Origin of the sequence: Cellulomonas sp. KH9, assembly GCF_900114185.1 — a bacterium.
In the GTDB taxonomy this organism is placed as follows: Bacteria; Actinomycetota; Actinomycetes; order Actinomycetales; family Cellulomonadaceae; genus Cellulomonas.
This window is the reverse complement of the sequence record NZ_FOSE01000001.1, coordinates 285,629-310,711: the sequence shown is the minus strand read 5'-3', so window position 1 is coordinate 310,711 and position 25,083 is coordinate 285,629. Positions and strand designations below refer to the sequence as shown.

Genomic DNA, 25,083 nt, shown 5'->3' with positions numbered 1-25,083 from the left:
TCAGCCCCGGTATGTGCACGCGGAGGTGCACGTCTCGTGGACGCCGACGGCCGAGAGTAGACCCGACAGGTCGCCCTTCAGTCGATCCCAGATCCAGACGGCGAGTACCTCACTGGTTGGGTTCTCCAGGCCGGGGATCTCGTTGAGGTACCTGTGGTCCAGGGAGTCCTCGAGTTCCTTCCATGCGGTCTTGATCTCGCCGAAGTCGATCACCCAACCGAGTTGCTCGTCGAGTGGTCCGGAGACCTCGATCTTGACCTTGTACGAGTGGCCGTGGAGTCGCGAGCACTTGTGGTCGGCCGGAAGGTTGGGCAGACGGTGCGCTGCTTCGAAGGTGAACTCCTTGGAGAGTTCCATGTTCATCGGATCCCTAGGTACTTGTGGGTTTGCATGCTCAGGTGCCACATCGGATGCTCAAGGCAGTAGTCGACCGCGGATGTCGTGTTCTCTGTGACATCGGGCCCATCCATCGGCTGGAGGCGAAACGACCCAAAGTCGAGGTGCTCGAACTGTGCGGGGTCGCCGCCAGCCTGCGGATACACCAGCTTGAGTTCGTCTCCTCCGGTCACTACAAGGGGCGCGCCGATCTTGGGGCTCACGCAGAGCCAGTCCACTCCGGTAGGCGGGGTCCGCGTTCCGTTCGTCTCGACCGCGACGTAGAAGCCCTCGGCGTGGAACGCCTCGACAGCCTCGGTATCGAGTTGCAGGAGGGGCTCCCCGCCGGTGCAGACGACCATTCGGTCTCCGTCTACCGCGGCCGGCCACTTCTCGCCCACGGCGGCCGCCAGCGCTCGTGCCGTCTTGAACCTGCCGCCGCCGGGACCATCCGTGCCAACAAAGTCCGTGTCGCAGAACTGGCAGACCGCCCGGGCACGGTCCTCTTCCCGCCCCGTCCAGAGGTTGCACGACGCGAAGCGGCAGAACACGGCTGGTCGGCCCGCGTGCGTCCCCTCACCCTGGAGCGTGTAGAAGATCTCCTTGACCTTGTACGTCATCAGGCCACCTATGCCTGGTACGCCACGGGGTCAATCGCGCCGGCTTCGGCGAACCCCTTCAAGCGGAGCAGGCACGAGTCGCAGTGGCCGCACGAGCGCCCTGCGTCGTTCGGGTCGTAGCAGGACGAGGTCAGGCCGTAGTCAATACCGAGCTCGAGACCGGTTCGGATGATGTCCGCCTTCGACATCTCCAGCAACGGCGAGTGGATTGTGAGCTTCGACCCCTGGACGCCGGCACGGGTCGCCAGGTTTGCCATCGTCTCGTACGCGCGGATGTACTCCGGGCGGCAGTCCGGGTAGCCGGAGTAGTCGAGCGCATTGACGCCGATGAAGACGTCGGAAGCGCCAACGGTCTCCGCGTACGCGAGGGCGAACGACAAGAAGATCGTGTTGCGAGCGGGCACGTACGTCACGGGGATGTCGGCAGCGAGCTCGTCGGCCGACTCGTGCTTGGGCACCTCGACGTCGCTCGTGAGTGCCGAGCCACCGAAGACCCGAAGGTCGATGTCCGCTACGACGTGGCGCTCGACGCCCTGGGCCTCCGCGACGCGCTGGGCAGCCGTGAGCTCGACGACGTGGCGCTGCCCGTAGCGGAAGGACAGTGCGTAGGGCGCGTACCCCTGGCTCTTGGCGATTGCCAGGACCGTGGTCGAATCGAGCCCTCCCGAGAGCAAGACGATCGCGGGCTTGTGCATGGTGGCGCCTCCTCGACAGACAGTTACGATACCGTCAGAGTACGCAGAAACTGCGGATCAGCGGAACCCGCAGCGCCGGCGCAGTTGCGAGAGTCTGGGGAGGTGCACCGTGGGGCAGTTGTCGATCGTCGTGACCTGCACTGACCGCAAGACACTGTTGCCGGCGTCCGGGCTCAGTGCTCGCGAACTGCCTCAGGGCAGCCTGCCGGAGAGAGCTGACACCTGGCGGGCACGTCTCCGCAGCTTCGATGGTGAGCGACGGGCGCTGCGCGATCTGTACAAGGGCGAAGCGTGGAGGCGTTCGCTCGACGTGGAGAAGAAGGCAACCGAGCTCAATCTCGCGCCGACGATGTACGTCGCAAGCGCCGGCCTCGGGCTTCGCCAGGTCGACGAGGTCGCTCCGGGATACGCCGCGACCTTCGCGACCGGACACGCAGATTCGGTTGCCGAGAGTGCCGGTGGCGCCCGCCAGTGGTGGTCAGCGCTATCCGCAGGGCCTGCGGCGCTGGCACTGGCAGACCTGCCTCGGCGACCCACGTTGATCGTCCTCTCTGCTGCATACGCAGTGCCGCTCGCAGACGACCTTCGCGCCTTGGCGTCCACGAACCCGGACGTACTGGTCGTGGGCGCGGTCCAGCCGATGCCGGGGGCCAGGCATGTTGTGGCTAACCGCGCACTTCGCGCTGAGCTCCGCGGAACGGCCATGAGCCTCAACCAGCGCATGGCACAGGCGTGGCTCGACCGACTCGATGGGCGCCCGCTCACGGCACCAGAACTGTTCCCCGAATGGGACCGATGGGTCGAACGGGTTCAGCAGCCTGAGATCTGGGACCGCACGCCGATATCTGACGAGACGGCCATCCAGGCGATTCGATCGATGATCGCTACGAACGACAGGCTCACGTGGTCACCTGCTCTCCGGCAGTTCCGCGACAGCGGCTATGCCTGCGAACAGAAGCGATTCAAGAGACTCTTTGCCAAGGCGTCGGAGGAGCGGTAGTGACCATGGAACGCACGCTCGAGCGCCGCGCTTTGCGGATTCACCAGAACGATCGCATTCCGCTGTACGTCTTCGCCCTCGCCGCCCAAGAGATCGACCTCGTGGCCGACGTCGCGCGAATCTCTCGTGACGAAGCCGGCAAACTCATCGGCTACCAGCGACCGGAGACCCGGCAACACGTCAAGCAGATCCTTGCTTATCTCGACTCAGATGACGTGCTATTCCCCAACGCCTTGATCCTCGCGCTGCCGGATACCGTTCGGTTTCGCTCGTCGCGGGGTCCCTCGACGACGGATGGCCTTGCCACAGCGGGGACCCTCGACATCCCACTTCCTGCGGACCCCAACGCGCCGCGACCCGCGTGGATCGTCGACGGGCAGCAGCGCAGCCTTGCTCTCGCCCAGACGCGGCACAAGCAACTTCCGGTCTTGGTGGCCGGCTTCGTGGCGCCCTCGCTCGAACTGCAGCGTGATCAGTTTCTGCGCGTCAACACGGTCAAGCCACTGCCGGGCAATCTTGTCACCGAGTTGCTGCCTGAAATCGTCGAAGCGCCATCTCCGCGACTCTCGGCCCGGCGACTTCCTTCCGCGCTCGTCGACATGTTGAACCACGATCCCGTGTCCCCATTCCACGGCCTCATCAAGCGAGCATCGACCGACGCGGCAGACAGGCACACCGTGGTGAAGGACAACAGTCTGATCGAAGCCCTCCGGGAGTCGCTGGAGTCGCCCTCCGGCGCTCTCTTCCCCTACCGGAACTACTCGGCGGGAACCACGGACACCGAGGGCATCCGCTCGTTGCTCGTCGCGTACTGGGGCGCAGTGCACGATGTATTTCCAGACGCTTGGGGAGTTCCGCCTACGTCCTCAAGATTGATGGGTGGAGTCGGCATCCGCGCCATGTCCCGGGTCATGGACAGAGTCGTCGCACACATCGACGCTAGAGCAGACGACGCTAGGGCCCAGGCCGCCCGGGAACTTGGCCGCATCGCCCCCTACTGCCGATGGACTGACGGAACCTGGGAGGAGATCGGCCTTCGCTGGGACGAGTTGCAGAACGTTCCTCGGCACATCTCGGCCCTGTCCAACTACCTCGTACGCAGCTACGTTCAGGCACGGAGTGCGGGTTTATGAAGTTCTACTTTCCAGACAGCCAGGACCTCGTGTCACCCTCATACGACTTCATCCACGATGAGTACAGCCCGCTGCGCGTGCGGCAGAGGGATGACAAGTACGCCCACGAGGTGCTCGGCGAGCGCCCGTACGACGGCATGCTCGTCTCGAAGGCGATCGTCGATGGATCCGTGAAGGGCTCAGGCAAGTACAGTGAGCCCCAGCGTGCACGGCTCTACCGTCTCGGGGTGAAGCGGTTCTTCCGACTTCCGGAAGGCATCGCGACCCTTGGTGACTGCGGCGCGTTCAACTACGTGACCGAAGCGGAGCCGCCCTACACGGTAGAGGAGGTCCTCGACTTCTACGTCGGATGCGGGTTCGAAGCCGGGGTAAGCATCGACCACATCATCCTGGCGTACGACTCGGCGGCATCAGTCGCGACTGCAGATCCTGAGTGGACCCGGCGTCAGGCCATCTCACTTGAGTTCGCACGTCGATTCTGGGATGCGTCTCAGCAGTACGCGAAGCACTTCGTGCCCGTCGGCTCCGCTCAGGGCTGGTCGCCGGCCAGTTACGCGCGCTCCGTCGCGGAACTCCAGGAAATGGGCTACCAGCGGATCGCACTGGGGGGCATGGTCCCGCTCAAGACCCGCGACATCCTCGACTCCTTGCATGCGATCGACGACGTGCGCGTGCCGGGAACAGAGTTGCATTTGCTCGGGATTACTCGTGTCGAAGCAATGGACGAGTTTGCGCGGCACGGCGTGACGAGTTTTGACAGCACGAGCGCCTTCAGACAGAGCTTCATGGACGACCGCAAGAACTACCACACCGAACAGGCGGAATACGTCGCGATCCGAGTTCCTCAGGTCGACGGCAATCCGACCCTCAAGCGGGCAATCCTTGCCGGGCGAGTCTCTGGTCGCGAAGCGATCGCGACCGAACGCGAGACCCTCCATCGACTCCGAGGCCTCGAGAGTGGCGCGTACTCCATCAGCGACGTCCTCGAGACACTGGCTGACTACGAGCGAGTGAGCCAATCGAAGAACAGGTATCTCCAGCAGTACGCGCGAACATTGTCGGACGCACCATGGCGGGATTGCCCGTGCTCGCTTTGCCGCAAGCACGGCGTCGAAATGATCATTTTCAGGGGAACGGAGCGGAACAAGCGCCGCGGTTTCCACAACCTATCTGTACTCGAGCGCAAAATGCGCAACCTGCAGTACCGCTGAGCCCCGAGGAGAGTAGTGAGCGACCGTTACGACCTGCGCCTGCCTGCGATCGAGATCACCCAGGGGGCTCGACGGATCTACACGTTCGCCGTCGACGGCAAGGTAATCCACGACTTCGCCGCCGTCTCACGCGTGCACCGTGACGAACACGGCCTGGGCGGATACCAGCGACCCGAGGTCCTCGCGCACATCCGTGCAATCCGCCGGTACCTGGAGTCCGAGAACGCGATCTTGCCCAACTCCATCGTCTTCGCCTTTGACGATCGAGTGCGGTTTGAGGCGCTCAGCGAGCGCAACGGCCATGCCACCATCGGCGAACTCGTCATCCCGGTCGACGAAGCGCTGCCAGAGGATCAACGCGCCGCACTCATCGTCGATGGCCAGCAGCGTTCCGCCGCGATCCGCGACGCCGACCTCGCGGCCTTCCCGGTCGCAGCCGTGGGCTTCGTCGCCTCGGGTCAGGAAGACCAGCGGGCACAGTTCATCCTGGTCAACAACACCAAGCCGCTCCCCAAGGGCCTGATCCACGAACTCCTGCCCGACACGGCCGGGGAACTCCCCGTTCGCTACGCCCGTCGCAGGTTGCCTGCTCAACTGATGATGCGGCTCAACACCGACGGCGACAGTCCCTTTGCCGGCCGCATCTCGATGCCCACCGCGCCTGACGGGTACATCAAGGACAACAGCGTTCTGCGGATGATCGAGAACAGCCTCTACGAGGGGGCGCTGTACCAGTACCGCGACTCAGAGACCGGTGAGGGTGACGTCGAGACGATGCTCTCTCATCTCAAGTTCTTCTGGTGGCAGGTCGTCACGACGTGGAGTGAGCCCTGGAGTCTTGCGCCCCGCTACTCCCGTCTCACGCACGGCGCGGGGATCCAGTCGCTGGGGTTCGTCATGGACGGCCTCACTGAAGGGCTGAGCGTCTGGGACCTCAGTGGTTCGGATGTCCTCAAGAAGTCGTTCGCGGCGCTTGACGAGGTGGTGGCGTGGACAGGTGGGACGTGGAACTTCGGTGAAGGAGACGCTGTTCGTTGGAACTCGCTTCAGAACACGCCGAACGATGTCCGCCGTCTGACCAACTTCTTGCTCCGAGCGTGCAGATAGTGTGGTCCGCCTACTGAACGGCCCGCGATGGCGTGCATCCTCGACTCCTCGAGGATGCACGCCATCGCTGCGTCGAGGAATTGCCCCGAGAAACTCACGTTCGAGATCACCCTTCTGCCAGCTCGCGAAGAATTGCAGATGACCCGCGCGAATTCACCTGAATTATTGGCAAGCCGACGCGGTGCGCCTTGATGAAATTCGTTGCCGCGTGCTTCGCCGATGCTGAGACCATGACGAACACATCAGCATGCGCGCTGAGCGCGGCCAACTGCTGACTGCCGTCGTGCTCGGTGGTTGTACGTACGTCGATGCCGGGAATCAGGCGGCGCAGAATCTGCGCGGCGCGGGTGATCGCGGAGTCCGTCAGCGAGTAGAGGACCACAACGGCGTCTTCCAGGTGCCTGTAGGGGGCGGCCGGGTCGGTGTCTGAGTTATGGACTTCGAAGTCGTCGGGCAAGGTGGTCGCCAATTCCTCGGCCACCAGACGAAGCCCCTCCAAGTCGGTGAGACTGAGACTGGACTTCACCGGTCGCAGGGCGTCGAGGGCGCGGTAGAACAATCGGCTCTTGGCGTTCAGGGCGAGGGCCTGCGGGCCCGTGGTGGCGGCCTGCAGGACGTCCACCGTCCAACTGGCGGTAACAGCCGAGGTGGCCGCCTCAACGATCAGTTCTGTCCACTCCAACGAGGAGGTCAGGACGGCGACTCCTGGGCTGGAAGTTGCCAAGTAGTCCAGGAGCGCGACGGTCTGTACCCGGATGCCCACGGACCTCTTCTCGCTGACGGCGAATCCTGCGAGGAGCCGCTCGCATAGTTCGGGGCCGTCCGGTCCCGCGAACAGCGATGAGTGTGCCGCCATGAAGGCGCCGCCTTGGTCTCCCAGCCGAGCCAGCGCTTCGTCGTTCAAGGAGCCCAAACGGGTGGCGACGGTGCACTGGTCCAGCGGCGCCCACTCGGAGGTGATGTTGAAGTCGATCGCTGCGCCGCTGGAACTGTCCGCTTCTAGTGCGTCGAACCAGCCGAGCCACCCCAGGTTCCGCTGCGGGCTGAGGAACTCCTCCAGCCACACAAGGTCGCCGCGCACGACGACGTCGTCCTCGGGTGCCGCCTCGCGGAGACCGGAGGAAACGACGAAAGCAGCAACCGCTGCAGCGAGTTGGGGTTCCTCCAACTCCCGTACGCAGGCGAGCAACAGGGCGGCGAGGGTGGGTGTCGGTGTCTCCGCAAGGCCCGCTTCTATCGCGGCGGCGTACTCGCCCTCGCCGACGAGTCGGTGGATCTCGTCGTCCGGTCCGGCAGGTGCCGCGGGTGTGGTGTCCGGCCCTTTGGACGAGGCGGCTGCAACTGGACTCTCGGCGACTGCGGGAGTGAGTAGGGAGCGGAGGGCCTCGGCCAGGCTGGGTGACACGGCCTCAGCCTCACTGGCCAGGCGCTCGAGCGTCGAAGCGGGGGCGGACCGCAGCAGTCCGAGCATGAACTCGACCACCACGCCAGGTCGCGTCGTGGTCGCTGCGCCTGTCGCGAGTGCGCGGAGTTGTGCTGGGATGTGCTCGGCCGCTGCACGGAGCGCATCCGCATTGCCGGAGTTGTCGGCCGATGCCAGGTAGCGGTCGTAGACGGCGTTCTGCAGCAGGCGCGTGATGCCGAGAGGGCGGCGCAGTTGCAGGACGTGTTCCAGGTCCTGGTCCGCGAAGATCGCCCCCGTATCTCCGAGCCCGGCGTGAACGCGGATACGAAGAAAAGCCAGATTCGACTGATCGAGATCCGCGAAGGCCTCGAGTTCGTTGAGACACGCGAGGGCAATCCGGCGATCCCGAGAACTGATCGCGTGACCAAGGTCGTCGAGAACCTCGACGGTGGTCCGTGGTGCGTCGAACTCCGAGCGGGGGCGCTTCCACACCAGTTTGGAGAGAACGAGCAGGGTTTGGCGGACCTCGTCGCGGGAGGCGCCGCTGCCACGTGGAAGCACCTCGAACCGCAACGGGGGGACCCCGGCAGACGCCAGTGCGGTGTCGAACGGATCCTGCGGGTACAAACGCCCCCTGCTGCGGGGGAGGTCGCTGAAAGCCGGACCGACCCAGGCGTCGAGGAGGGTGAGCAACTCCTTGTGCTCGCGCATGGTCGGTGCGAACCCGTACCAGTACAGCTTTCCGTGTCTCGCCCGCGGGAGGAACGCGATCTGTTGACTCTTGATGGCCTCTCGCCAGTTCTCGATCGACGCCTCCAGTTCGGGCTGCAGACCTGCGGGATTGATGTCGTTACCCTCACCGAAGAACTCCTCAGCCACCATGGCCGGCACCCTCGTATAGAGCGTTGTAGGCGATGCGTGCTTCGGCGATCTCGTGGCGATCGCGAGTCAGCGTGACGCCTTCGGCGTTGACCGCCTGGCCGAAGAAGGTGAAGTTCATTGAGCCCTGCAGGTGGAAGCGGTCACCCACGATGCCCTTATCGTGCAGGTGGTGGTGGGTCCTCACCGTGGGTCTGGCGCCAAGGCCGCCGATGTTCTCGAGTCGTTGGCGCGCGACCACATTGCTCTCGACATCGCGTGTCAGGACGCGGACGTCGCAGCCTCTGCGGGCGAGTTCTATCAGGACCTCGGTGAATCGGATCTTACGGGAAGGGAGGCCTGGCAGCACGGTCTTGAACTGGCCGGCGGTGTTGTCGATGACGTCGATGTCCGAGATCCAAGGGGATAGCACCCAGAGTTGCCCGGACGGAACTAGCAGTTCGGTGACCAGGAGGTTCTGCATCAGGTCGTTGAGCACGCGCGTCTGCCCGCGACCTGAGGTAGTGATCCGTCTCATGCAGACACCTCCGCGAGTTCCAAGTTGACCACCACATCGCCGTCCGCCCTGTGATCGATCTCCACCACGCGCGGATAGACGTTGAGGTACTCCGTCACCACCGGCTCCGTACTGAGGTCGACAAGCAGGTTCGCCAGGTCAGTTGCCTGTTCCGGGGTCGCGAGAACCTGGGCCGAACCCCGTCGGGCGAGAACTTCCCGGACCTGTGCGGCGAAGCCACCGCCCAACGGAAGGGGCGGGTCGCCCTCAGACGCGATTGAGCGCAGCACCTCTGGGACTGGCGGCAGATTGTCCGCGAAGGGATTCCATGCGCTGAGTTGTTCCGCCCGCAGTTGCCACCCGCGCGGCCAGAGCAAGCTCTGGACGGCGTCCATGCGCTGACGTTCTGTGCCTGCTCCGACGAGCACGAGTCCGGTGTCCAGGTCGGATCGGGTACGCATCAGATAGGCCCAGGTGCGCGGTGGGATCTCGACACCGAGTCGTCGCTCCTCCAACTTCCACTCCGTCGTCACAGTCGCCAGGGTGGAATCTGTTGCCGGAGTCGAACCTGGCCGCAGGACGCGGCTCGCGAGTGACGACACGACGGACTGTTCGGCACCGTAAATCCCCGATTGGCGGAGGGCATCACGAATCCGTCCGAGGGCGGCAACGCGCATTGCCTGGTCCGGGGCCGAGCGGAACTCGTTGACCAGACCGGCCCAGTGGTGGTCCGTGGTGGTCAGTTCGATCACGCGTTGGAGATGGCTGTCGACGAGTTCGTGGGCGCTTGGTTGGGTCGCCCGCATGATGAGCCGGAGCAATCGACGGGGGTCAGGGCGAACCCGCCCGGCCAATGCCTCGATGAACCCCCCGCCACCGATGGATGACTCGGTCAACCAGATCTCGCCTGTCCTCCGTCGGTTGTCCGAGTCATAGCCGGGTTCGATGTCGACGATCACGCCCTCAGGGTCGTGCTCGGGGCAGATCTGGCGGGCCGCTGCCAGCGTTGCGTGACCGATCGTGGAGAGCGTGCGCTCCCGTAGCCACCGGTTGAATTCCGCGGGCTCCGGAGCCCAGTACTGCGGTGCCAGGGCGTCGAGGCGCGCCACTATCTCCGGGTTCTCCAGCGCCTCCTTCAGTCGCGCGCCCATGTTCGACAGCGTGACCGAGTCCGATTCGATGACGCTCGAGTGCCTAAACATGGCATCCAGGGTCTCGTCCAATCCGTCGTCGAAGGAGTCGTGCACGGCGTCGTAGGCGTCCGCAATGGTGATCTTGTCGCGGACGGCGGTCGTGAGGAGCATCGCCTCCAGGCATTGATGCAGCCAGTCGATCCGGAAACGGTTCAGGAAACCCAGGAGCGCCTCGTCGGTGAGGAGCACGTGCTTGAACCAGGCGCTCCGCAGCGCGGGCAGGAGACTGTCGGGCACCGTGATCTCACTCGGGAGTGCGACGCGGATCCGCAGTCCGTCCACGTCGAACGTCGAGCCCATCGCCGCAGGCTCACCGTGCAGGGAGAAGCGGGACTTGACGCGCTGTTCCGTGCCGTTCGCCAGATTCAAGGTGGCGTCGGCGCTAATTGCTGCGCGGCGGATGTTCACGTGGGCGTTCTGCGCGTGTAAGTAGAAACGCGCATCCTGAATGAGGCGCCCGACGGGGTCGGCAGTCGGTACACGGATGATCAACCCAGCCCCAGTCTCGATGAACTGTGAACGCCACTGCATCGTCGCGTTGGACGAGTCCTTGACCGAGTCGGGAGGAAGGTCGACGAGAACATGATCGGGGCGCACCACCGTGGTCACCGTGGGGGCGCCATCGATGTCGATCGTGCACGGCTCCTCGACCCCGAAGACAGGGAGAATGGTGCTCAGTTCGAGCACCGGCTCGGCAACACCGAGCGGGACCGGGATCCAGTGCCGGTGGTCGAGGTTCCGGGTCGCGAAACGGCGTGACACCCGACCGGGCGCATACTCGCGCAGCATCTGCCCGAGACCCATCGGCTGGAGCTCGCGTTCGGTGTCCCGGTGCATCTGCGGCGGAATGCTTACGTAGGTTTCGGGCAGGGCGAGCTCGCTGAAAAGGTTCATCGGGAAGAAGTCGGGCAGGGGGTTGCCCCCCATCAGATCGCGGAACTCAGCGATCGAGTGGTCGCCCGCGACCGCCCAGTTGTGGAGCAGGCGACGACGCAGCGTGGGAATGGCCGCCAACAGCAACGGTCGCGGCGGGTGCCAGAGGACCTCGTTGGTCTCGGCGTCAGTCAGGCCGAGTGCGTTCTGGATCCAGGTTTGCAGGCTCCGCTGGCGGTCGGGGTCGCGGAGGGCAGTGGTGAGGATTTCGACAGCCTTGAGTTGGGTCTCGCGGCCGGGTTGGGCGAAGGTCTCCGCAGGCTTCTGCCCCAGGGCCGACCAGGCGATCGTGGTCTTGGGGATGTTCTGTTGGCGAAGCTGGCTCGTGAGCCAGTCGACCATGGCGATCGTGGCTTGCATGCGCAGAACGGCACGGTTGCGGATCGGGAGAACCAGATCGGGCAGGACCGGGTCGAAGAGGCTGTCCCAGGCCTCATACGTTGCCCGGTCGCGCCCGTAGTCCGACAGCACCACGGCGGTGTACGGGCGCATCGTGCGCTTACGACCCGCGCGCCCCTTGCGTTGGAGGAATGCCGCGACGCCACGCGGCGCCTTGTGCTGAATGACTACCCCGACATCGGGATCGTCGAAACCGACCTCAAGTGATGCGGTGGCGACGATCAGTTGACTGTCCGCAGTGACGCCGGAGTCCTGTGAGGTCGTCCTGCTGACGCGGAGGCCCTCGCCCCTGGTGGCGAACCTGTGCCCGATCGTGCTCGGCAGGTCCCACACCTGACCGGCGCGACGTTGTTGCGTTGGGTCACCACCCGAAGGAAGTGCCCGCAAAGACGCCAGGGGTGGCTTGAAGGATGTGGACTTGCCCGAGGAGTACCTCTGCCCTTCCGCATCCAGGAGATAGGAGAACAGTCGGTTGGTGACATCGAGGTCGTCGGTGAACACGAAGACCTTCGTGCCATACACGCCCGACGAGACTCGACTGGTGGGTTCATCCTGAGCGCGGGGGAGCAACATCGAGGTTTGGATGGTGGTCGAGAGCACCGACGCGCCACTAGTGGGATCACTCCGAAGGGCGAGCAGGTACTCCGCCCCTTCGTATTCCAACTCCTCCGGTTCGGGAGTGATGCTGGTGACCCGTTCGTCGACAACACCAGTGAGATCGGCCATGTGCCGGATCGGATTGGACAACGTCGCCGACAAACCGACGAACGTGATGGGTGCCTGGACACTGTGGTGCCAACGGCGGAGCACCATCGCGGCCTGTGCGCCAGTAGTTCCGTCGTAGGTGTGGATTTCGTCCAGGAGCATCATTCGAGGCTTCCGGCCAACGGGCGCATCGATTCCGAGGGGGCGCCGTAGGTTTAGGTCGGAGAGGCCCCGGTTGAGCATCTCCGTCGTCACGAACAGCAGATCCGGTGGGGAACTCTGCATCCTCTGGCGGGTCAGGACGACCTGGTCTTGACCGAATTCGCGCTGGCAGGTGACGCAGATCAAACGTTCGACACCACCGTCGATGTCCTCGTAGGGCCAGATCAACTCACCCCCGCAAAGGGCATACCCATTGCCCGGACAACGCATTTGGGGTGACGCCATGCCCTGGGCCCGCCTTCCCCACCCCCGGTAGGGAGCCCGCACGTTCTTCGCGGTCGTGGGCGTGCTGCCGTACAGCGCCCCGATCGTCAGAGACCGCCCGTGCAAGCCCTTCCACAGGGTGTCGAGTCGACGTGCGTGGGCGAACGCCGTGTCTAGTTGGTCCTTGAGGAGTTCGGTGCGGGGATAGACGGCCAGTGCCCGAGTCCACGCGGAGACGTCGTTGATGCCGGCCAGATAACTGAAGGCCGGGAGGTAGAAGGCGTTGGTCTTTCCGCTTCCGGTGCCGGCGCCCACCACCGTCGCGGTGGTGGTCTGGCCCTGGAGTGCCGTCAGGATGTGGCGCGCGGCGCGGACCTGGAATCCACCCAGCAGGTCGTGCTTCCCGTCGCGCTGTGTCATCACCTCGACAACGCTGCGATAGGCGTCGGTCGCTCCATCGAGACCGTCGAGCACCGTGTCCCAGGCGTGGTCGCGCTTGGGGTAGAAGCGAGGCCGGCGCGCATACCGAAAGTCCGAGATCAGGTTGGTTCCGGACTGCCAGTTCTGGTCCAGGAAGTACTGCCGCAGTCGGGCTACGAGGCGGATCGTCTCGCCATTGCGGGTTCGCCACCGGGCGGGCGAGACGTTCGAGTCGTGCACCAGGAGCGCGCGCGAACTCATCGTGTCGATGATGTCGTCCGAGCTCAGGCCCCACTCCTGGCTGTTCGCGAGCTCCCGGTCGATGACTCCGCGCAACTCGTCGGTGCTGAATCCACCGTCGACCACGCCCCAGCACAGGAGCGGATCCTCGAGCGATTCCAGTCGGTCGAGGATCCGGGGGAGAAGGTCGGTGTTCACCGCAGCCTCACGTGGAACCGGTCGACGATGCGCAGCCCGGCGAGCTTCTCCAGGCGCTCGGGTGTGAACCAACTCAAAGGCATGCCGCGATCCTCCTGGGATCCGACGATGCCCTCGGCGATGTCCGCATCGACGACCTCGCCGAGTTTCTCCCCGCAACTGTGGATGGCTGCGATGGCGATGCGGAACTTTTCCACATCCCCTTGGTTCGGGATCGTCCGGTTGCTGATCGCCTGTAGGCGACCCCGTGCGCTCTCGAGTGCGTCCCGAATCTCCTCGACGTCCACGCCCCCCTGGGCGAGGGCGTCCACCAGGTCACTGTTGATGGCAGGAGGGGGTTGATTGACATGCGCTTGCCAGGAACCTGCGACGAGGGTGCGAAGTTCGCCGACGTACTTCTCAGCGGAACGCACGCGAGCCTTCGCGAGGTCCAGGTTCTGCTCGATCGTCAAGGAGGGCAGGTCCGCAGCCAGGGCCCGGAGGCTCTCGGACACGAGGGCCGCCTCCTGGTCGCGGTCGGGCGGCAACTCCAGATCGAGTTGCCGCACCTCCGCGAGACCGACGTTGAGCCTCGGCAACTCTACGAGCGCAGGACGGAGTCGGCCACTGAGTTCCGCGAATTGTCCGGTGCGCACCTTGACTTGGTGTTCGTCATTGGCTACATCGGCGTGCGCGCGCAGGTCCTGGATCGTGCTGCGCAGGGTCATGCCTTGTCCTCGGGTTCGGGCGCAGGCGCTGCAATGCCCACGATTATGTTGGCCAGTTCGTTGAGATCTGCGATTAACCGGTCGCGAGCATCAGCGTAGTCGCGTTGGACGTTGGAAGCGGCGCCGTTGGCCAGGTTGCTCTGGAGAAGTCGAACGGTGTGCAGGGCCAGTTCCAGCCAGGCGTTCACCCGGAGTGCGGGCCCATCCCAGTCACCATTCAAAGTCTGGAATTGCTCATCTGTGCTCAACTGGTCCCACCGGGTCAGTTTGGCGAAAACGGTCTCCACCTTGGCCTGATCGCCGGGTTTCACCGCCTTCGCGGCCGCCTGCAGAGCGGCAGAGTTGATCCCGCCGGGCAGTGCGCCCGCGGCCGTACGCTCGTTGACCAATCTCAGCAGCTCCGTGCTCACGTCGGCGAGTTCACCACCGAGATCGGACAGATCGGGAACCATGTTCAATGCTTCGTAATGCAGGGCGTCAATCGAAGCGATCCGGGCCTCGAGAGTCGAAACCGAGGCTTTGACGAGGTCGGGAGTTGATTCAGGCCAAGCCACCCCCGTTGCTCCGCCTCGGATGATCTTGATCACCTTGCTGAGGTCGAGCGCCAAGGGCTTGCCGGAGCCCTGACTGTAGGACGCGTGTCGGAGCAGTCGTTGTTGCAGTTGTGCCCTGCTGACTCTTGTGACGGACGCCCCACTTCCGGCGCCGTCGACGAGGAACGTGTGTAGCGCGCGCAGGCCGGGCCTCGGATCCGGGTCCGGCCGCGTTGACACCGGCGCGAATAGAGCGCGGACCTTGCTCGCCGCATCCGACTTGAACGCGTCGGCAATTCCGAGAGCGCGGGCAATAGTCAGCAGGGTCTCCACCAGGCGAACTAGCTCGAGGTCGTCCTCTGCGCGTTCGGGCGGGAGTAGCGCGGCACTGACCGTGCTCACCCAATGCTCGATCCTCCTCTCCGCGAGACGCTGCAACTTCTCGCCGCCCGGAACCTCGACCCACGACCCCTTTGAGTGCGCCCAGGCCAGGGCCCGAAGGGCTCGCATGTCGTCGGCGTTCGACTGCCCGATCGGTAGGACAGCAGTCGCTAGCTTGGCTTGGTTGAACTCCACCATCCTGGCTTCGAAGCCCGGGGCGAGAGCCTTGTCGTTGCTCCAGAGACTGTCGCCACCCAATCCGTCCTCGAACCCGAGTCGTGAACGCACTGCGGTGAAGACGATGTTGCGCAGGTCGTTGATGTCGCCCTGCCGATACTCCTGTCCCTGCGTTGCGAGCCAGCGGTCCACTGCTTTCACGAGCGGCGGTTCGACCATGGTGCGCGGCGGAGCAGGAGCAGGTGTGAGCACAGGGGCAGGAGTCGCCGCTGGTCCCGGCCCCGGGGGTTCGGGTGCAGCATCGTCGAGACCGTCGACAGGCGCGATGTCGAAGGCGGCATGGATCGTCGGAGCAAGGTTCTCCGCCCCCGCGCGGGATCCCCAGAACCGCACCAACCGGACACGGCGCTCATTGAGTTCGTCGTCTCCCGGCGGTCGCAACCTAACCTGGTCCTCGATATTGGCGAGTCGGTCGTCCGCGCCGGTACGGAAGTCGGAGGCGAAGCCTTCGCTCGGGAACCGGCCGTGTTCGATCTCAGTCTGATCGCGATGCAGGACGGGGCGGAGGACCCGGGTAAGCACATTGCGGGCCACGAAACTGCCGTCGACCGACTGGCTCTTGATGGCCCGGTCGAGCGCCGCGGCGTTGAACGGGAAGAGTCCGTAGCCGTCCACCTCCCCGAACGAGGCATGGCACGCCGCGTTCACGGGGCATTGCTCGCACGCGTTCGTCAGTTCGTCACCGCGCGCGTGCGCAGCGCCCAGTTCCGCTGCTCCCACGCGTACGGCATTGAGGTATCGACCCACAAATCCGCCTGGATTAAATGAGGTTTCGATCCCGCCGGGAAGTTCCAGATCGAAGACGCAATAAGTTCGGGTGTAGACGGTCTCCGGCATCTGATTAACGAAGTAACCGGTGGTCACCGCCATGACGACGCGCATCGGGCAAAGTCTCTGCGTCTCAGTGGAGATGAGGGTGATGGCATCGATCAAGCCTCCCTGGATCCCCTGGAAGATCGAGAAGTCCTCGATGAGCACCAGCAGTTCAAGGTCCTGCTTGTCCATCTCGACTCGGACGTCGGTCAGAATCTGCCTCAGGTCATCGCCACCCACGCCGAAGACCTCGCTCACCGACGGGCCGAGTTGCTCGTTGATCATGGTGGCGGCGAGTTCCCGGAAAGCCGGTGCGCTGGTCAGAGCACCAGCCACCTCACGTGCGGCCTGGCCGGCCCTGTTCACGTCGTCGACGGAGAGATTTAGGTCATCGGCAGTGAAACCAAACGCATCCTCTTTGTCCTCGTCGCCCTTGCCTGCCAACTTCTCGCGTACTAGACGCGCAATCGGGCCCTTCTCGTCGAGGAGTCGACCTCGGAAGACATCGTCGCCGAACAATGCAGGAAGGCCGCCCGGGGAAGCCAGGTAGGCGCGGCTCTCGATTTCTTCGGCAGAGCCGTCGGATCGGTTTCCCCGGGTTTCAATGTTGACGGCAAGGGCGTTACGCAGTTTCAGTTGCGCCGTCTTCTCGTCCGCCGCGGCGTCGACGGCTGTCGCGACCTTGGCGCGAAGTTCGTCCGCCCGGTTGCCGGTGGCGTGCTCGAGGATCAATTCGAGGATGCCGCGCAGGGACATCCGATGCTTGGGGACGAAGATCAGGCGAGTGGAGTCCTTGGTCTCCAGATGGGCGCGAAGCCAGCGCACCAGGTGGGACTTTCCCGTGCCGGACTTGCCGAGGATGGGAATGATCGGTAGGTCGGCCGGCTGCTCCTGAACTGCGCGGAGCAACGCGTGCTCGTCGACGACTACGCCCCCCTGAGCGTTATCGACCTGGTCGCGTTGCGTGATCGGGATCGTGCTGTGGGTGGCTAGGAAGACGCTGTCGGAGGTGCTCTCCGCCTCGACCGGGATGATGGTCGACGCCTCGTTCGCGTTCCAGCACGCTGCTGGAAGGGTGCCGCGCCAACTCACCGCTTGCCTCCCGCCTCGACGATGGCGTGCGTCTGTCGGGCCGTGTCGAACCGAGACAAGCGAATACCCTCCGCGTCCGGGAGTGTCTCGAACGTCACTCGCCCACGTTCCTCGAGAATGCGCAACGCCTGCCCTACGGAACTGTCCGCACAGTCGGCCGCGATGCCCGGGTCCGGGTCGGTACCCAGGACCGAAACCAGTCCAGCGCGCACGGACCCGCCGTGCAGGACCGGCAACGCTCGCCCGATCCGCGCGAGCAGGTCGTGAATGCCGATGCGCTCTTCCGGCACGTTCGCCAGTGCGTCGTCCACCGCAGTTACCGGGAGTGGCACCAGGCCGGATCGATCCTTCATGACGGACGGCGTGGCAAGCCCCAGGGCTGGAATCCACCGGGCGGCTGCCGTCCAACGGGTGTCGTTGGTCACCGCCCAGGATTCGCGATCATTGGTCTTGAACTGCTCGGCCTGCAGTGTCTGCAGATTCTCGATCCAGGACAGGGGGTTTCCCAGGGCGTCCTGCGCCATTACCCACGCCAGAGCACGGTTGAGGTCTCGAGCGCCGCTGGTGTGCGCGTCGCCCGGCTGAGTGACCCAGACGTCGCCGTCACGACCGAGGTCAAAGACATGCGTCTGGAGCACTCGGCGGAATTGGTCAGTGTTGAACGGAGCCTTGGGGACGCGGACCTCCTTGCCGAGTTGCACGGTGCCGTCGCTGGTCGTCTCGAGCACGTTGATGGCGCGCAGCGAGGAAATCGTGTTCTTGAGACCACCGGCGGCATCGGCACCTGGGTTCAGGCCCTCGGGCTTGAAGGCAGCCACAATGTCGTCTTCGGTGGAAGAGCGGCGCGCGTCGAGGAGGTGATTCACGATCGCCCGGCCGAGCCCCGGCAGTGTTCGGGGCGGGTTGAGTACTGCCATCACAAGCTCCTGAGAAAGTACGACAGCGACCAGTGCGGGACGCGGATGTTCTTGACGGTCTGATCCGGATACTCGGGATCGGCGGTGCTTTCTGGCAGGACGACGATCCGGAGCGCGCCGGACTGCCCGGCAAGCCAACTCAACCGGGGCGAATCGGTGGGATCCAGTAGAACCAACGTCGGAACCGCGAACTGGAAGGGGGGACCCATGACGACGGGATCGATTGCAACGAGCCCCTCTGCTGCTGAACGACTTGCCCCGGTCACGGCAGGTAGGCCGACGATGCTGGCCGAGGCGAGTATCCCTCGGACCCCATGCGTAACGGCCTTGGTGACAAGCTCGGCCAGGTGCAGCCGGAGTTCGCCTTCGGGATAGGTCACGACGAGGGTTCGACTTCCGTCGGCCATCACATCCAGCGCGGAACTCACCGGTCGGTGCAGGTCGGGAAGGGATGCCTCGGACACGACGGGCCGCGCGGCCCGGTAGGACGGGTCTGCGACGTGGCCGGCGGAGGGACATCCCGAACAAGCGGGTGCGACCACCTGGTGAGCGTGCATCGGGCCGACATCTCGATATTCGTACTCCTCACTCAGGATCGAGCCCCAGCACTCCTCCAGCACGAACATGCGCTCGATGCGGTCCCGAGAGGACGCCTCGGAATCCCGGATCTCCCTGCGCACCTTCTCGATGGCAGCGACGACTGCAGCCTCGTCGACGTTCGCCACTTCAGGGCGGATCCGCACTGTCGCGCGCTTGACGTATTCTGCCCAGGCGGCCTCCACGCGCTCCTTCCAAGCGGCTTCGGGTTCGTCGGCGTCGCGCTCTAGGGCAGGCGGGGGGGTGTCCACGATGTCGAGCACCCCAGCACGCTGTAGGAGTACCAACGTGTTGCGATTCCAGAGTTGATTGCTATCCGATCGGTAGTCGAGCCAAGGCGGAACGGTGCTCGTGTCCAGCACCAGTTGGCGCCGGGCCGGATCGTCTGCCACCCGAGCCGTTCTCATGGCCTCCCAGCGTCCCCAGGTCTTGGCGTCGCCGAGGACAGTGGCGTTCTCGATGTTGCGCCCTTCTTGGGCATCCGTGATGCTCGGCATCCACACCGACAGTGCCGCATGTCCGTCACGGCCCCCGCGACCGACTTCCTGGTAGAAACGGTCGACCGAGGCCGGTACACAGGCATGGAGAACTGTGCGGACGTCGCTCTGGTCCACACCTAGCCCGAAGGCGCTGTTCCCGACGACGACGTCGACGGAGGTCGGCCCGTCGTCCCCCGACCACGCGCGCAGGATGTTTAGTCTCTCCTCGGCGCTGACGTCGCCGTGGAAGACTGCCGTCCGGGCGAATCCTGCCTGCCGGAGTCGCTCCGCAATCTTCGCCGCCGACTCCTTCTTGGTCGTGTACACAATCGCCGGCCTCGGGAGGTAGCGCAGGGCTTCCACGACGCGCTCGAGCCGCTCTTCGTTGGAGACCGGGTGTGCATACAGGTATCGGATCTCCGTGCGAAGGAATGTCGACCCGACGAACAGTGACGTGCCCGACCCGGCGAACAACTCCTCGTTCAGTTGCAGGCCCTGCTGCGAGAGCGTCGCGGTCAGGAGTGCGACGCGGGGCGGGGTCACCCCCTGCGCCCGGGCGACGTCCCGCAGTTCGGAGACTAGGGAGGCAACAACTTGGAACTCTGGGCGGAAACTCAGTCCCCAAGAGCGAATGAGATGCGCCTCGTCGATCACGACATGGCTCAGGGTGCCCCGGGAGGCGAGGTGGCGCAGAGATTGGGCGAGGCTGGTGACCAGGGCTTCGGGTGACGTGAACAGGACCTTTTGGGATCCGTCGCGTAGACGTTCTTTGATCGCCTCCTTCTCCACGGCGGGCCGGTCCCCGTAGTAGGCCAACTCCTTCGGGAGCCCCTGCTGGGGGAAGCGCTGATGCAGCTGCCGCTCCTGGTCGAGGGCGAGCGCGATCGTCGGAACTACCACCACTGTCACTCCCTTGCGGGCCAGGAGGCCGGGAGTAATTCCCACCAGGGACTTGCCGGTCCCCGTCGGGAGAACCACGTGAAGGGTGTCCTCCGGATCGCCGAGAGCGGCCGCGCGCACGGCGCTGGCCTGGCTCCGCGAGCGGTATGCGTCGATGCCCGCAGCGGTCGCCACTGCAGGATCCACCGGCACCGCCATGTCGTGGCGCGACGACGTGGACACCAGTCCACCAGGACCGTCGAAGCTGTTGGGACTCGTGCAGGCCAGGTCGATCCAGGCCCGGTCGCCGAGCAGCCAGTCCGGGTCCCAATCTTCGCCCAGAGTCACCCGGTGCTCGTGCGCGCCGAACCTGCTCGCCTCCAGGTGGGCCGCGCGCAGGTACTCGACCGGAACGCCCCGGTCATCGAGTCGTAGAACCATGAAGTGGTTCGACTGCCCGGAGGTGCCGCGCCGGTGACGGAGGATCTGCCCCACCATTGCGGCGATGTCGCCGGCGATGTCCCGGCCGGGCTTCTCCGAGAGCCAGGCGTCTACGAGTCGCCGGTACGGCCCCTGGAGGTGTGCACGATGGTCGGCGCCGCCGGCCAGGGTCGCTGTCGCGAGGTCCCACTGATCAGTCACGGGTCAGCTCGTCAGAGGTCGTCCGGACAACACCACGATGCCGGTGCTGTCGAGCCGAAGTGTCGGCGTGGCCACCGCGGCGGACAGAGCACGCGCGACCACTTCCTCACGATGAATCTCCTCCTCGAGAAGCCTCAATTCCGACCCCGAACTGCGCACGGCCCGCAGGCGCAGTTGCGACTGGCGCGTGGCGGCATCCCGGGTCGCGATCGCCGAGGCCCTCTCGATGGCGGTCCGGACGTCGTCCTGATCGCGGACGAGTCGTTGCGCGGCAGCCTCCGCCGCGCGCCAAGTCTGCCCCCAGGTCGCAGCAGGAACGAGTTCGTACGCGTTCTCGATCCTGACCCGGTTGAGTGAGTAGTCCCCACCCTCTCTCACTGGGCTCGGCTTCGCGTACGGAGCAGCCAACGCGTTGAGGTGCACCGCGGTGGTCAACTCACGCGCCGTGGCCGTCGTCCACACGCTCACGATGATCGGCGGGAAGATGCCGTCGGCGCGCCGGGTGAGGGCAAGTTGGTCGATACCAGCGCTCACCGTGACCAGGTCGCTGCGCGGATCTCTCTCGGAGGGTACTTCGAGCGGGTTCGCCTCGACGGTGTAGTCGAACCGATAGACGGGGGTGTCATCGCGCTCCCAATCGGGCAGCCAGCGCCACATGCCGAACGCGCGCCCGCGGTCGTCGTGCCAGAGGAAGTCGCTCACCGCGTCGATGAACTGGTCGCCATAGCGGTACAGGTGCATGTCCTCATGCTCAAGAGCGACCTGCCGCACGAACGTCCCGCGGTGGCCTTTGAGCGGCACGAAGTCGCGGACCAGGCGTGTCGCCGGGATCAGTGGGAGCTGTGCCTGCTTGCCCGGCAGACGGCCGATCACCTCGTAGCCGCCCAGGCCGGCGACCGGGTTGCCGATCGGTTCGAACCGGAGATTGCCCGCAGACCTGTTTGCGGCCAGGAGGTTGTCGCTCACCTCCGCGAATGCCAAGGCACTCGACTCGACCTCCGAGATCTGTGCGTAGACGGATCGGTCGTCCGTGCTGGACTCCAAACTGTCGAGAGCATCCTGCTCCCGGACCCTCTCGATGGCTGCGTCCAGCAATTCCCTCACACGAGTTACTGCCTTGTCTGCACCGTCGAGCCCTAGTTCCAGCAGTATGCGCCACGCCTCGTCCGTGGCATCGTCTACGGCCTGTTGGAGGCTGGCCACCGAACCGTCGAAGATGCCGAAGCCTTCGGCGAGGATGTGCGCCCACGCGCCCACGTAGGAGGTGTCCCGGACGCCGGAGACGAGATAGGACCGCCTGCGCTTCGATCCCTCTGGCGACCACCGATCGCAGCGCCCGATCCGTTGCTCCAGCCGATTCGCTGCCGCCGGCAGGCCGAGGTGCACCAGGACGTCAGCAAACTGCAGGTTCCGGCCCTCCTCAGCCGAGGAATCGGCGACCAGGACCGCAGCACTCCGGGAGCCCTCGAACGACCGCACAGCGCGCTCGGTTTGCTCGCTGGCTTCGGTACTCAGGTGGCGGAAGACGGACTTGGCGCCGAGGAGGTCCTCTAGTTCCTGGGCGACTTCCTCGGCGAGTTTCGGCGTCGGGCAGAACACGACTGCCCGTTCCTTCGACGTCATGCGTTCGCTCAGCGCGTCGGCGAACGGCCGACTCACCGTCGCCCTGCGGTCGACGAAGCCGAGATCCTGCTCGATTCGCCTCAGCGCGGACTGCTCGTCGTCGGTGACCGCCGCGGTGGCCCGATCGGCGCACCAGGTACGCAGCGCATCCGGATCGACGGTCAAGGAGACGGCCTCGGCAAAGGTGCGCCCGGTCGCGGTCATCGCGGCCGGGTCACCCTCTGCCCTCGCCAGGGCTTGTTCCCGCCACCGATCGAGCGCTTCTGTGACCTCGGCGTCCGTTGAGGACTTCAGAACGGCAGGCTCAGGCGCGCGGCGGCCCGACACCCGATAGGTCGCCTCCAGGGCCGCGGTCCGGCGCGTGCGAAGCATGCGGCGGTGAACGCGGTACACCTCGGCAACGTGTGTGCGCAGGGCACGGATCAGCGTTGCGGTCTGGTCCTTGTCTTGCGCGGCGACGGCTTCGCGCGCGCGGGCGACGATCGCGACGAGGTCGTCGTCGTCCGGAAACTCGGCCTCGATCTCCGTCAGGCGTCCGTTGAGCAGGAAGGCGGGCAGCCCAGGCTGCAGACCGAGAAACACACGCCCCAGCCCAGCGCGGGCCTCAAGGCGGGAACGCAACTGTTCCGCGGTGGTGTCGGCGTACACCGCGGGGTCGAGCAACTTCAGCATCGCCAGGAACGCGTCCTCGTTGTGCAGCGCCGGCGTTGCGGACAGCATGAGCAACCGAGGGCTCGCCAATGCCACCTCACGGAGGCGCTGAAAGCGCGCCACCAGCACGGGGTCGGCGCTGGTCGACATCCGGGCGAGGTTGTGCGCCTCGTCGACCACCACGAGGTCGGATGCCTCCCAGGAATCCGGCTCGTCGTCACGGCAGAACCGAACACAGGCCCGAGTGAAGTCGTGCACGCGGAACTTCTGAGTCAACTCGCGCTTCCACTGCTCAAGGAGGAACGGCGGCAGAATCAAGAGAACGCGCAGTTCCGGCTTGTCTAGCAGCATCTGTCTGATGACGATGCCCGCTTCGATGGTCTTCCCGAGCCCGACCTCGTCGGCGAGGAGGTAGCGCTGGACTGGGTCCTCGAGGACCCGCCATGCGGTCTCCACCTGGTGACTGTGCAACTCGATGCAACTGGAGAGCGCTGCACGCATTCCGTGCGTTGCCGAGCGTTGCTGAAGGATGCTTCGAAGGAAGGGCAGGCGCAGTTCGGCGAGCACCGGTGACTCGAGCATGCCCGCTTCGCCGAACCCCACCGGATCGGCCAGTGGCTTGTCCCAACGCACGTGGATGCGCTCTTCGGGAACGAATCCTTCCCACTCGTGGCCCCGCACGTAGATGTCGTGGTGCTCGTTAGCCTCGATAATGCGCCCTGAGCGCCAACGTTCGTTCGCGTCTTGCCAGAATACACGCAACTCGGGGGACAGGGGTAGGCGGGTGAGGCTGGCACGCGACACCGCTTCCCGGTAGCGGTCCGTCGGCGCCTGCCCGGGCGCATCGAAGTATTCGAGGACGAGCTTGTCGCCCTCCCGGGCGGCAAGTTTGCCGGGCCCGAAACGGTTGTCCGAGGACAGCAGCAGGTCGCCGCGACTCAGGGACCTCGCGCGCCTTCCGGTCGCCTGCACGGGGGAGGCAGTCGCCTTCTTCCGCGGCTGCCGCGGCTGTGGCACGTTGCCCTCCGCGTCCCGTGAACCGCGGCAACGGGGAAACTGCGAGCAACCCCAGAATGCCTGCCCGGCGCTGCGCCCGCGCGAGGCGAATTGCATCACCATCGGCGACCCGCAAAGAGGGCAGCGCATGTCGTCGATCACCTTCGAACCCCGTCTTGAACTCTGATGTTCCCGAGGCTACCGTAGACGCTTTCGCCGATGCCTCTCAAGCGACATCTCGCACGCGAACTCTGGGCCGCCATGCGCCCCTTGCGCACTGCCCACAACGACCTCGCGCACGCCGCTTGACAGCTATAGGAGCATCTGTGGGGCGGGCACGAGAGCTCTCCGGTGGCGATGCGACCACGTGGATCTCGTCCTTGACGAGGTAGGCCCTGACTGCCTGCACGATTTCGGAGACCTTCCGGCACCGGGCATCGTCGCCATCTGGCTCAGACGTCGGCGCGTCGGTCTCGTCCCTGCGCGGCGCTGACGGCGTCAGCATCGCACCTTGATAAGCAACTGCAGACGACAGTCCGGGCAAGGTCCAGTCGCGGCCAGCGCCCTCAAACATCCCGGGTGTTTGGTCGAGGAGGGAGATCAATGCCCTCTCGTCGATCTGCTTCCCACGTCGATTCAGCATCCATTGAATCTCCCCGGCCTCCAGTGGGCGTCCGCTGCGTAGCACGGCAGCCTGCGCATCCCTGGCGACGTCCGCCGTAGCGCCGACGAGTGCCTTCCGCGGGAGGTGGCGCTCGGTCGGGTTGAGCGGATCGCTGGGAAGGCTGAGAGCGAGTCGCCGCAGCGCGCTCGCCGCGTCCGGGTGCGGGGTCCCGAGCGCCGACGGCAAGGGCGGCGTGGTCCCGCCCGAAGGCGGGGGAGCAGCGCCCCGGCGCGAGATGTCCGTGGTCGGAGCCTTCGCGGTCGGGCGTTCTGACCGTACAAGGCTGCGGTCGTGCTGCGGCCGCTCGCGTGCACCATCGTCACCTCGAGCCGACGCTCTGGTCTCCCCTGGCGAGTGGTTCCTCAGAGCAGTCAGTGCCAGGTCCGCGACGTCGTTCTCAGTGACGCTGCCACGGCCGACGGCGAGCAACGCGGAAG

At 65.3% G+C, this 25,083-nt stretch carries 15 protein-coding genes; 4 read left to right on the top strand and 11 right to left on the bottom strand.

Annotated features, from left to right (window positions below; translation table 11 throughout):
• Genes queD through queC form a run of 3 tightly spaced genes read right to left on the bottom strand, consistent with a single transcriptional unit; the run spans position 1 to position 1,690 of the window.
• Entirely contained in the window at positions 1-363 is a 363-nt protein-coding gene (gene queD / locus BMZ16_RS01380) for a 6-carboxytetrahydropterin synthase QueD (protein WP_218143290.1), read from the bottom strand.
• Positions 360-995 (bottom strand): 7-carboxy-7-deazaguanine synthase, encoded by a 636-nt coding sequence (gene queE, locus BMZ16_RS01375; protein ID WP_089797798.1) that lies wholly within the window; start codon positions 993-995, stop codon positions 360-362. The genes queD and queE overlap by 4 nt, the downstream gene beginning before the upstream one ends.
• Positions 996-1,003: 8 nt before the next feature.
• Entirely contained in the window at positions 1,004-1,690 is a 687-nt protein-coding gene (queC, locus tag BMZ16_RS01370; RefSeq protein ID WP_089797797.1) for a 7-cyano-7-deazaguanine synthase QueC, read from the bottom strand.
• A 109-nt stretch (positions 1,691-1,799) separates the two neighbouring features.
• On the opposite strand from queC, the gene BMZ16_RS01365 reads away from it, so the two are divergent.
• Genes BMZ16_RS01365 through dbpB (BMZ16_RS01350) form a run of 4 tightly spaced genes read left to right on the top strand, consistent with a single transcriptional unit; the run spans position 1,800 to position 6,141 of the window.
• Entirely contained in the window at positions 1,800-2,690 is an 891-nt protein-coding gene (locus BMZ16_RS01365; RefSeq protein ID WP_089797795.1) for a hypothetical protein, read from the top strand.
• Between the two features lie 5 nt (positions 2,691-2,695).
• Positions 2,696-3,823, top strand: coding sequence for a DGQHR domain-containing protein DpdB (gene dbpB / locus BMZ16_RS01360; RefSeq protein WP_089798641.1), 1,128 nt, complete (start codon positions 2,696-2,698; stop codon positions 3,821-3,823).
• Positions 3,820-5,034, top strand: a complete 1,215-nt coding sequence (gene dpdA, locus BMZ16_RS01355) for a tRNA-guanine transglycosylase DpdA (RefSeq protein ID WP_089797793.1) — start codon at positions 3,820-3,822, stop codon at positions 5,032-5,034. Before dbpB (BMZ16_RS01360) ends, dpdA begins: the two co-directional genes overlap by 4 nt.
• A 15-nt stretch (positions 5,035-5,049) precedes the next feature.
• Positions 5,050-6,141: a DGQHR domain-containing protein DpdB gene (gene dbpB, locus BMZ16_RS01350; RefSeq protein WP_089797791.1), complete on the top strand. Its 1,092-nt coding sequence runs from the start codon at positions 5,050-5,052 to the stop codon at positions 6,139-6,141.
• A gap of 106 nt (positions 6,142-6,247) precedes the next feature.
• Here the strand turns inward: dbpB (BMZ16_RS01350) and dpdD are convergent, their stop codons facing one another.
• Genes dpdD through dpdE form a run of 8 tightly spaced genes read right to left on the bottom strand, consistent with a single transcriptional unit; the run spans position 6,248 to position 24,144 of the window.
• The gene (gene dpdD / locus BMZ16_RS01345) at positions 6,248-8,428 is read right to left on the bottom strand and encodes a protein DpdD (RefSeq protein ID WP_143082713.1); all 2,181 of its coding nucleotides are present in this window, start codon (positions 8,426-8,428) and stop codon (positions 6,248-6,250) included.
• The gene (dpdK, locus tag BMZ16_RS01340; protein WP_089797787.1) at positions 8,418-8,942 is read right to left on the bottom strand and encodes a phospholipase D-like domain-containing protein DpdK; all 525 of its coding nucleotides are present in this window, start codon (positions 8,940-8,942) and stop codon (positions 8,418-8,420) included. The genes dpdD and dpdK overlap by 11 nt, the downstream gene beginning before the upstream one ends.
• A complete protein-coding gene (gene dpdJ / locus BMZ16_RS01335; protein WP_089797785.1) occupies positions 8,939-13,435 on the bottom strand; it encodes a protein DpdJ in 4,497 nt (1,498 codons plus the stop codon). The genes dpdK and dpdJ overlap by 4 nt, the downstream gene beginning before the upstream one ends.
• Positions 13,432-14,142 (bottom strand): hypothetical protein, encoded by a 711-nt coding sequence (locus BMZ16_RS01330; protein ID WP_089797783.1) that lies wholly within the window; start codon positions 14,140-14,142, stop codon positions 13,432-13,434. Before BMZ16_RS01330 ends, dpdJ begins: the two co-directional genes overlap by 4 nt.
• On the bottom strand, positions 14,139-17,198 hold the full coding sequence (dpdH, locus tag BMZ16_RS01325) for a protein DpdH (RefSeq protein ID WP_089797781.1): 3,060 nt from the start codon (positions 17,196-17,198) through the stop codon (positions 14,139-14,141). Before dpdH ends, BMZ16_RS01330 begins: the two co-directional genes overlap by 4 nt.
• Positions 17,195-18,115 (bottom strand): protein DpdG, encoded by a 921-nt coding sequence (gene dpdG, locus BMZ16_RS01320; protein WP_143082712.1) that lies wholly within the window; start codon positions 18,113-18,115, stop codon positions 17,195-17,197. The genes dpdH and dpdG overlap by 4 nt, the downstream gene beginning before the upstream one ends.
• Positions 18,115-20,712: a protein DpdF gene (gene dpdF, locus BMZ16_RS01315; protein WP_089797777.1), complete on the bottom strand. Its 2,598-nt coding sequence runs from the start codon at positions 20,710-20,712 to the stop codon at positions 18,115-18,117. The genes dpdG and dpdF overlap by 1 nt, the downstream gene beginning before the upstream one ends.
• A 3-nt stretch (positions 20,713-20,715) precedes the next feature.
• Positions 20,716-24,144: a protein DpdE gene (gene dpdE, locus BMZ16_RS01310; RefSeq protein ID WP_089797775.1), complete on the bottom strand. Its 3,429-nt coding sequence runs from the start codon at positions 24,142-24,144 to the stop codon at positions 20,716-20,718.
• Between the last annotated feature and the right edge of the window lie 939 nt (positions 24,145-25,083).

Bases quoted from the DNA above. Each gene is read 5' to 3' on its own strand.
- dbpB (WP_089798641.1), top strand. From the start codon at position 2,696: ATGGAACGCACGCTCGAGCGCCGCGCTTTGCGGATTCACCAGAACGAT.
- dpdK (WP_089797787.1), bottom strand. From the start codon at position 8,942: ATGAGACGGATCACTACCTCAGGTCGCGGGCAGACGCGCGTGCTCAAC.
- dpdD (WP_143082713.1), bottom strand. From the start codon at position 8,428: ATGGTGGCTGAGGAGTTCTTCGGTGAGGGTAACGACATCAATCCCGCA.
- queC (WP_089797797.1), bottom strand. From the start codon at position 1,690: ATGCACAAGCCCGCGATCGTCTTGCTCTCGGGAGGGCTCGATTCGACC.
- dpdA (WP_089797793.1), top strand. From the start codon at position 3,820: ATGAAGTTCTACTTTCCAGACAGCCAGGACCTCGTGTCACCCTCATAC.
- queE (WP_089797798.1), bottom strand. From the start codon at position 995: ATGACGTACAAGGTCAAGGAGATCTTCTACACGCTCCAGGGTGAGGGG.
- BMZ16_RS01330 (WP_089797783.1), bottom strand. From the start codon at position 14,142: ATGACCCTGCGCAGCACGATCCAGGACCTGCGCGCGCACGCCGATGTA.
- queD (WP_218143290.1), bottom strand. From the start codon at position 363: ATGAACATGGAACTCTCCAAGGAGTTCACCTTCGAAGCAGCGCACCGT.
- dpdG (WP_143082712.1), bottom strand. From the start codon at position 18,115: ATGGCAGTACTCAACCCGCCCCGAACACTGCCGGGGCTCGGCCGGGCG.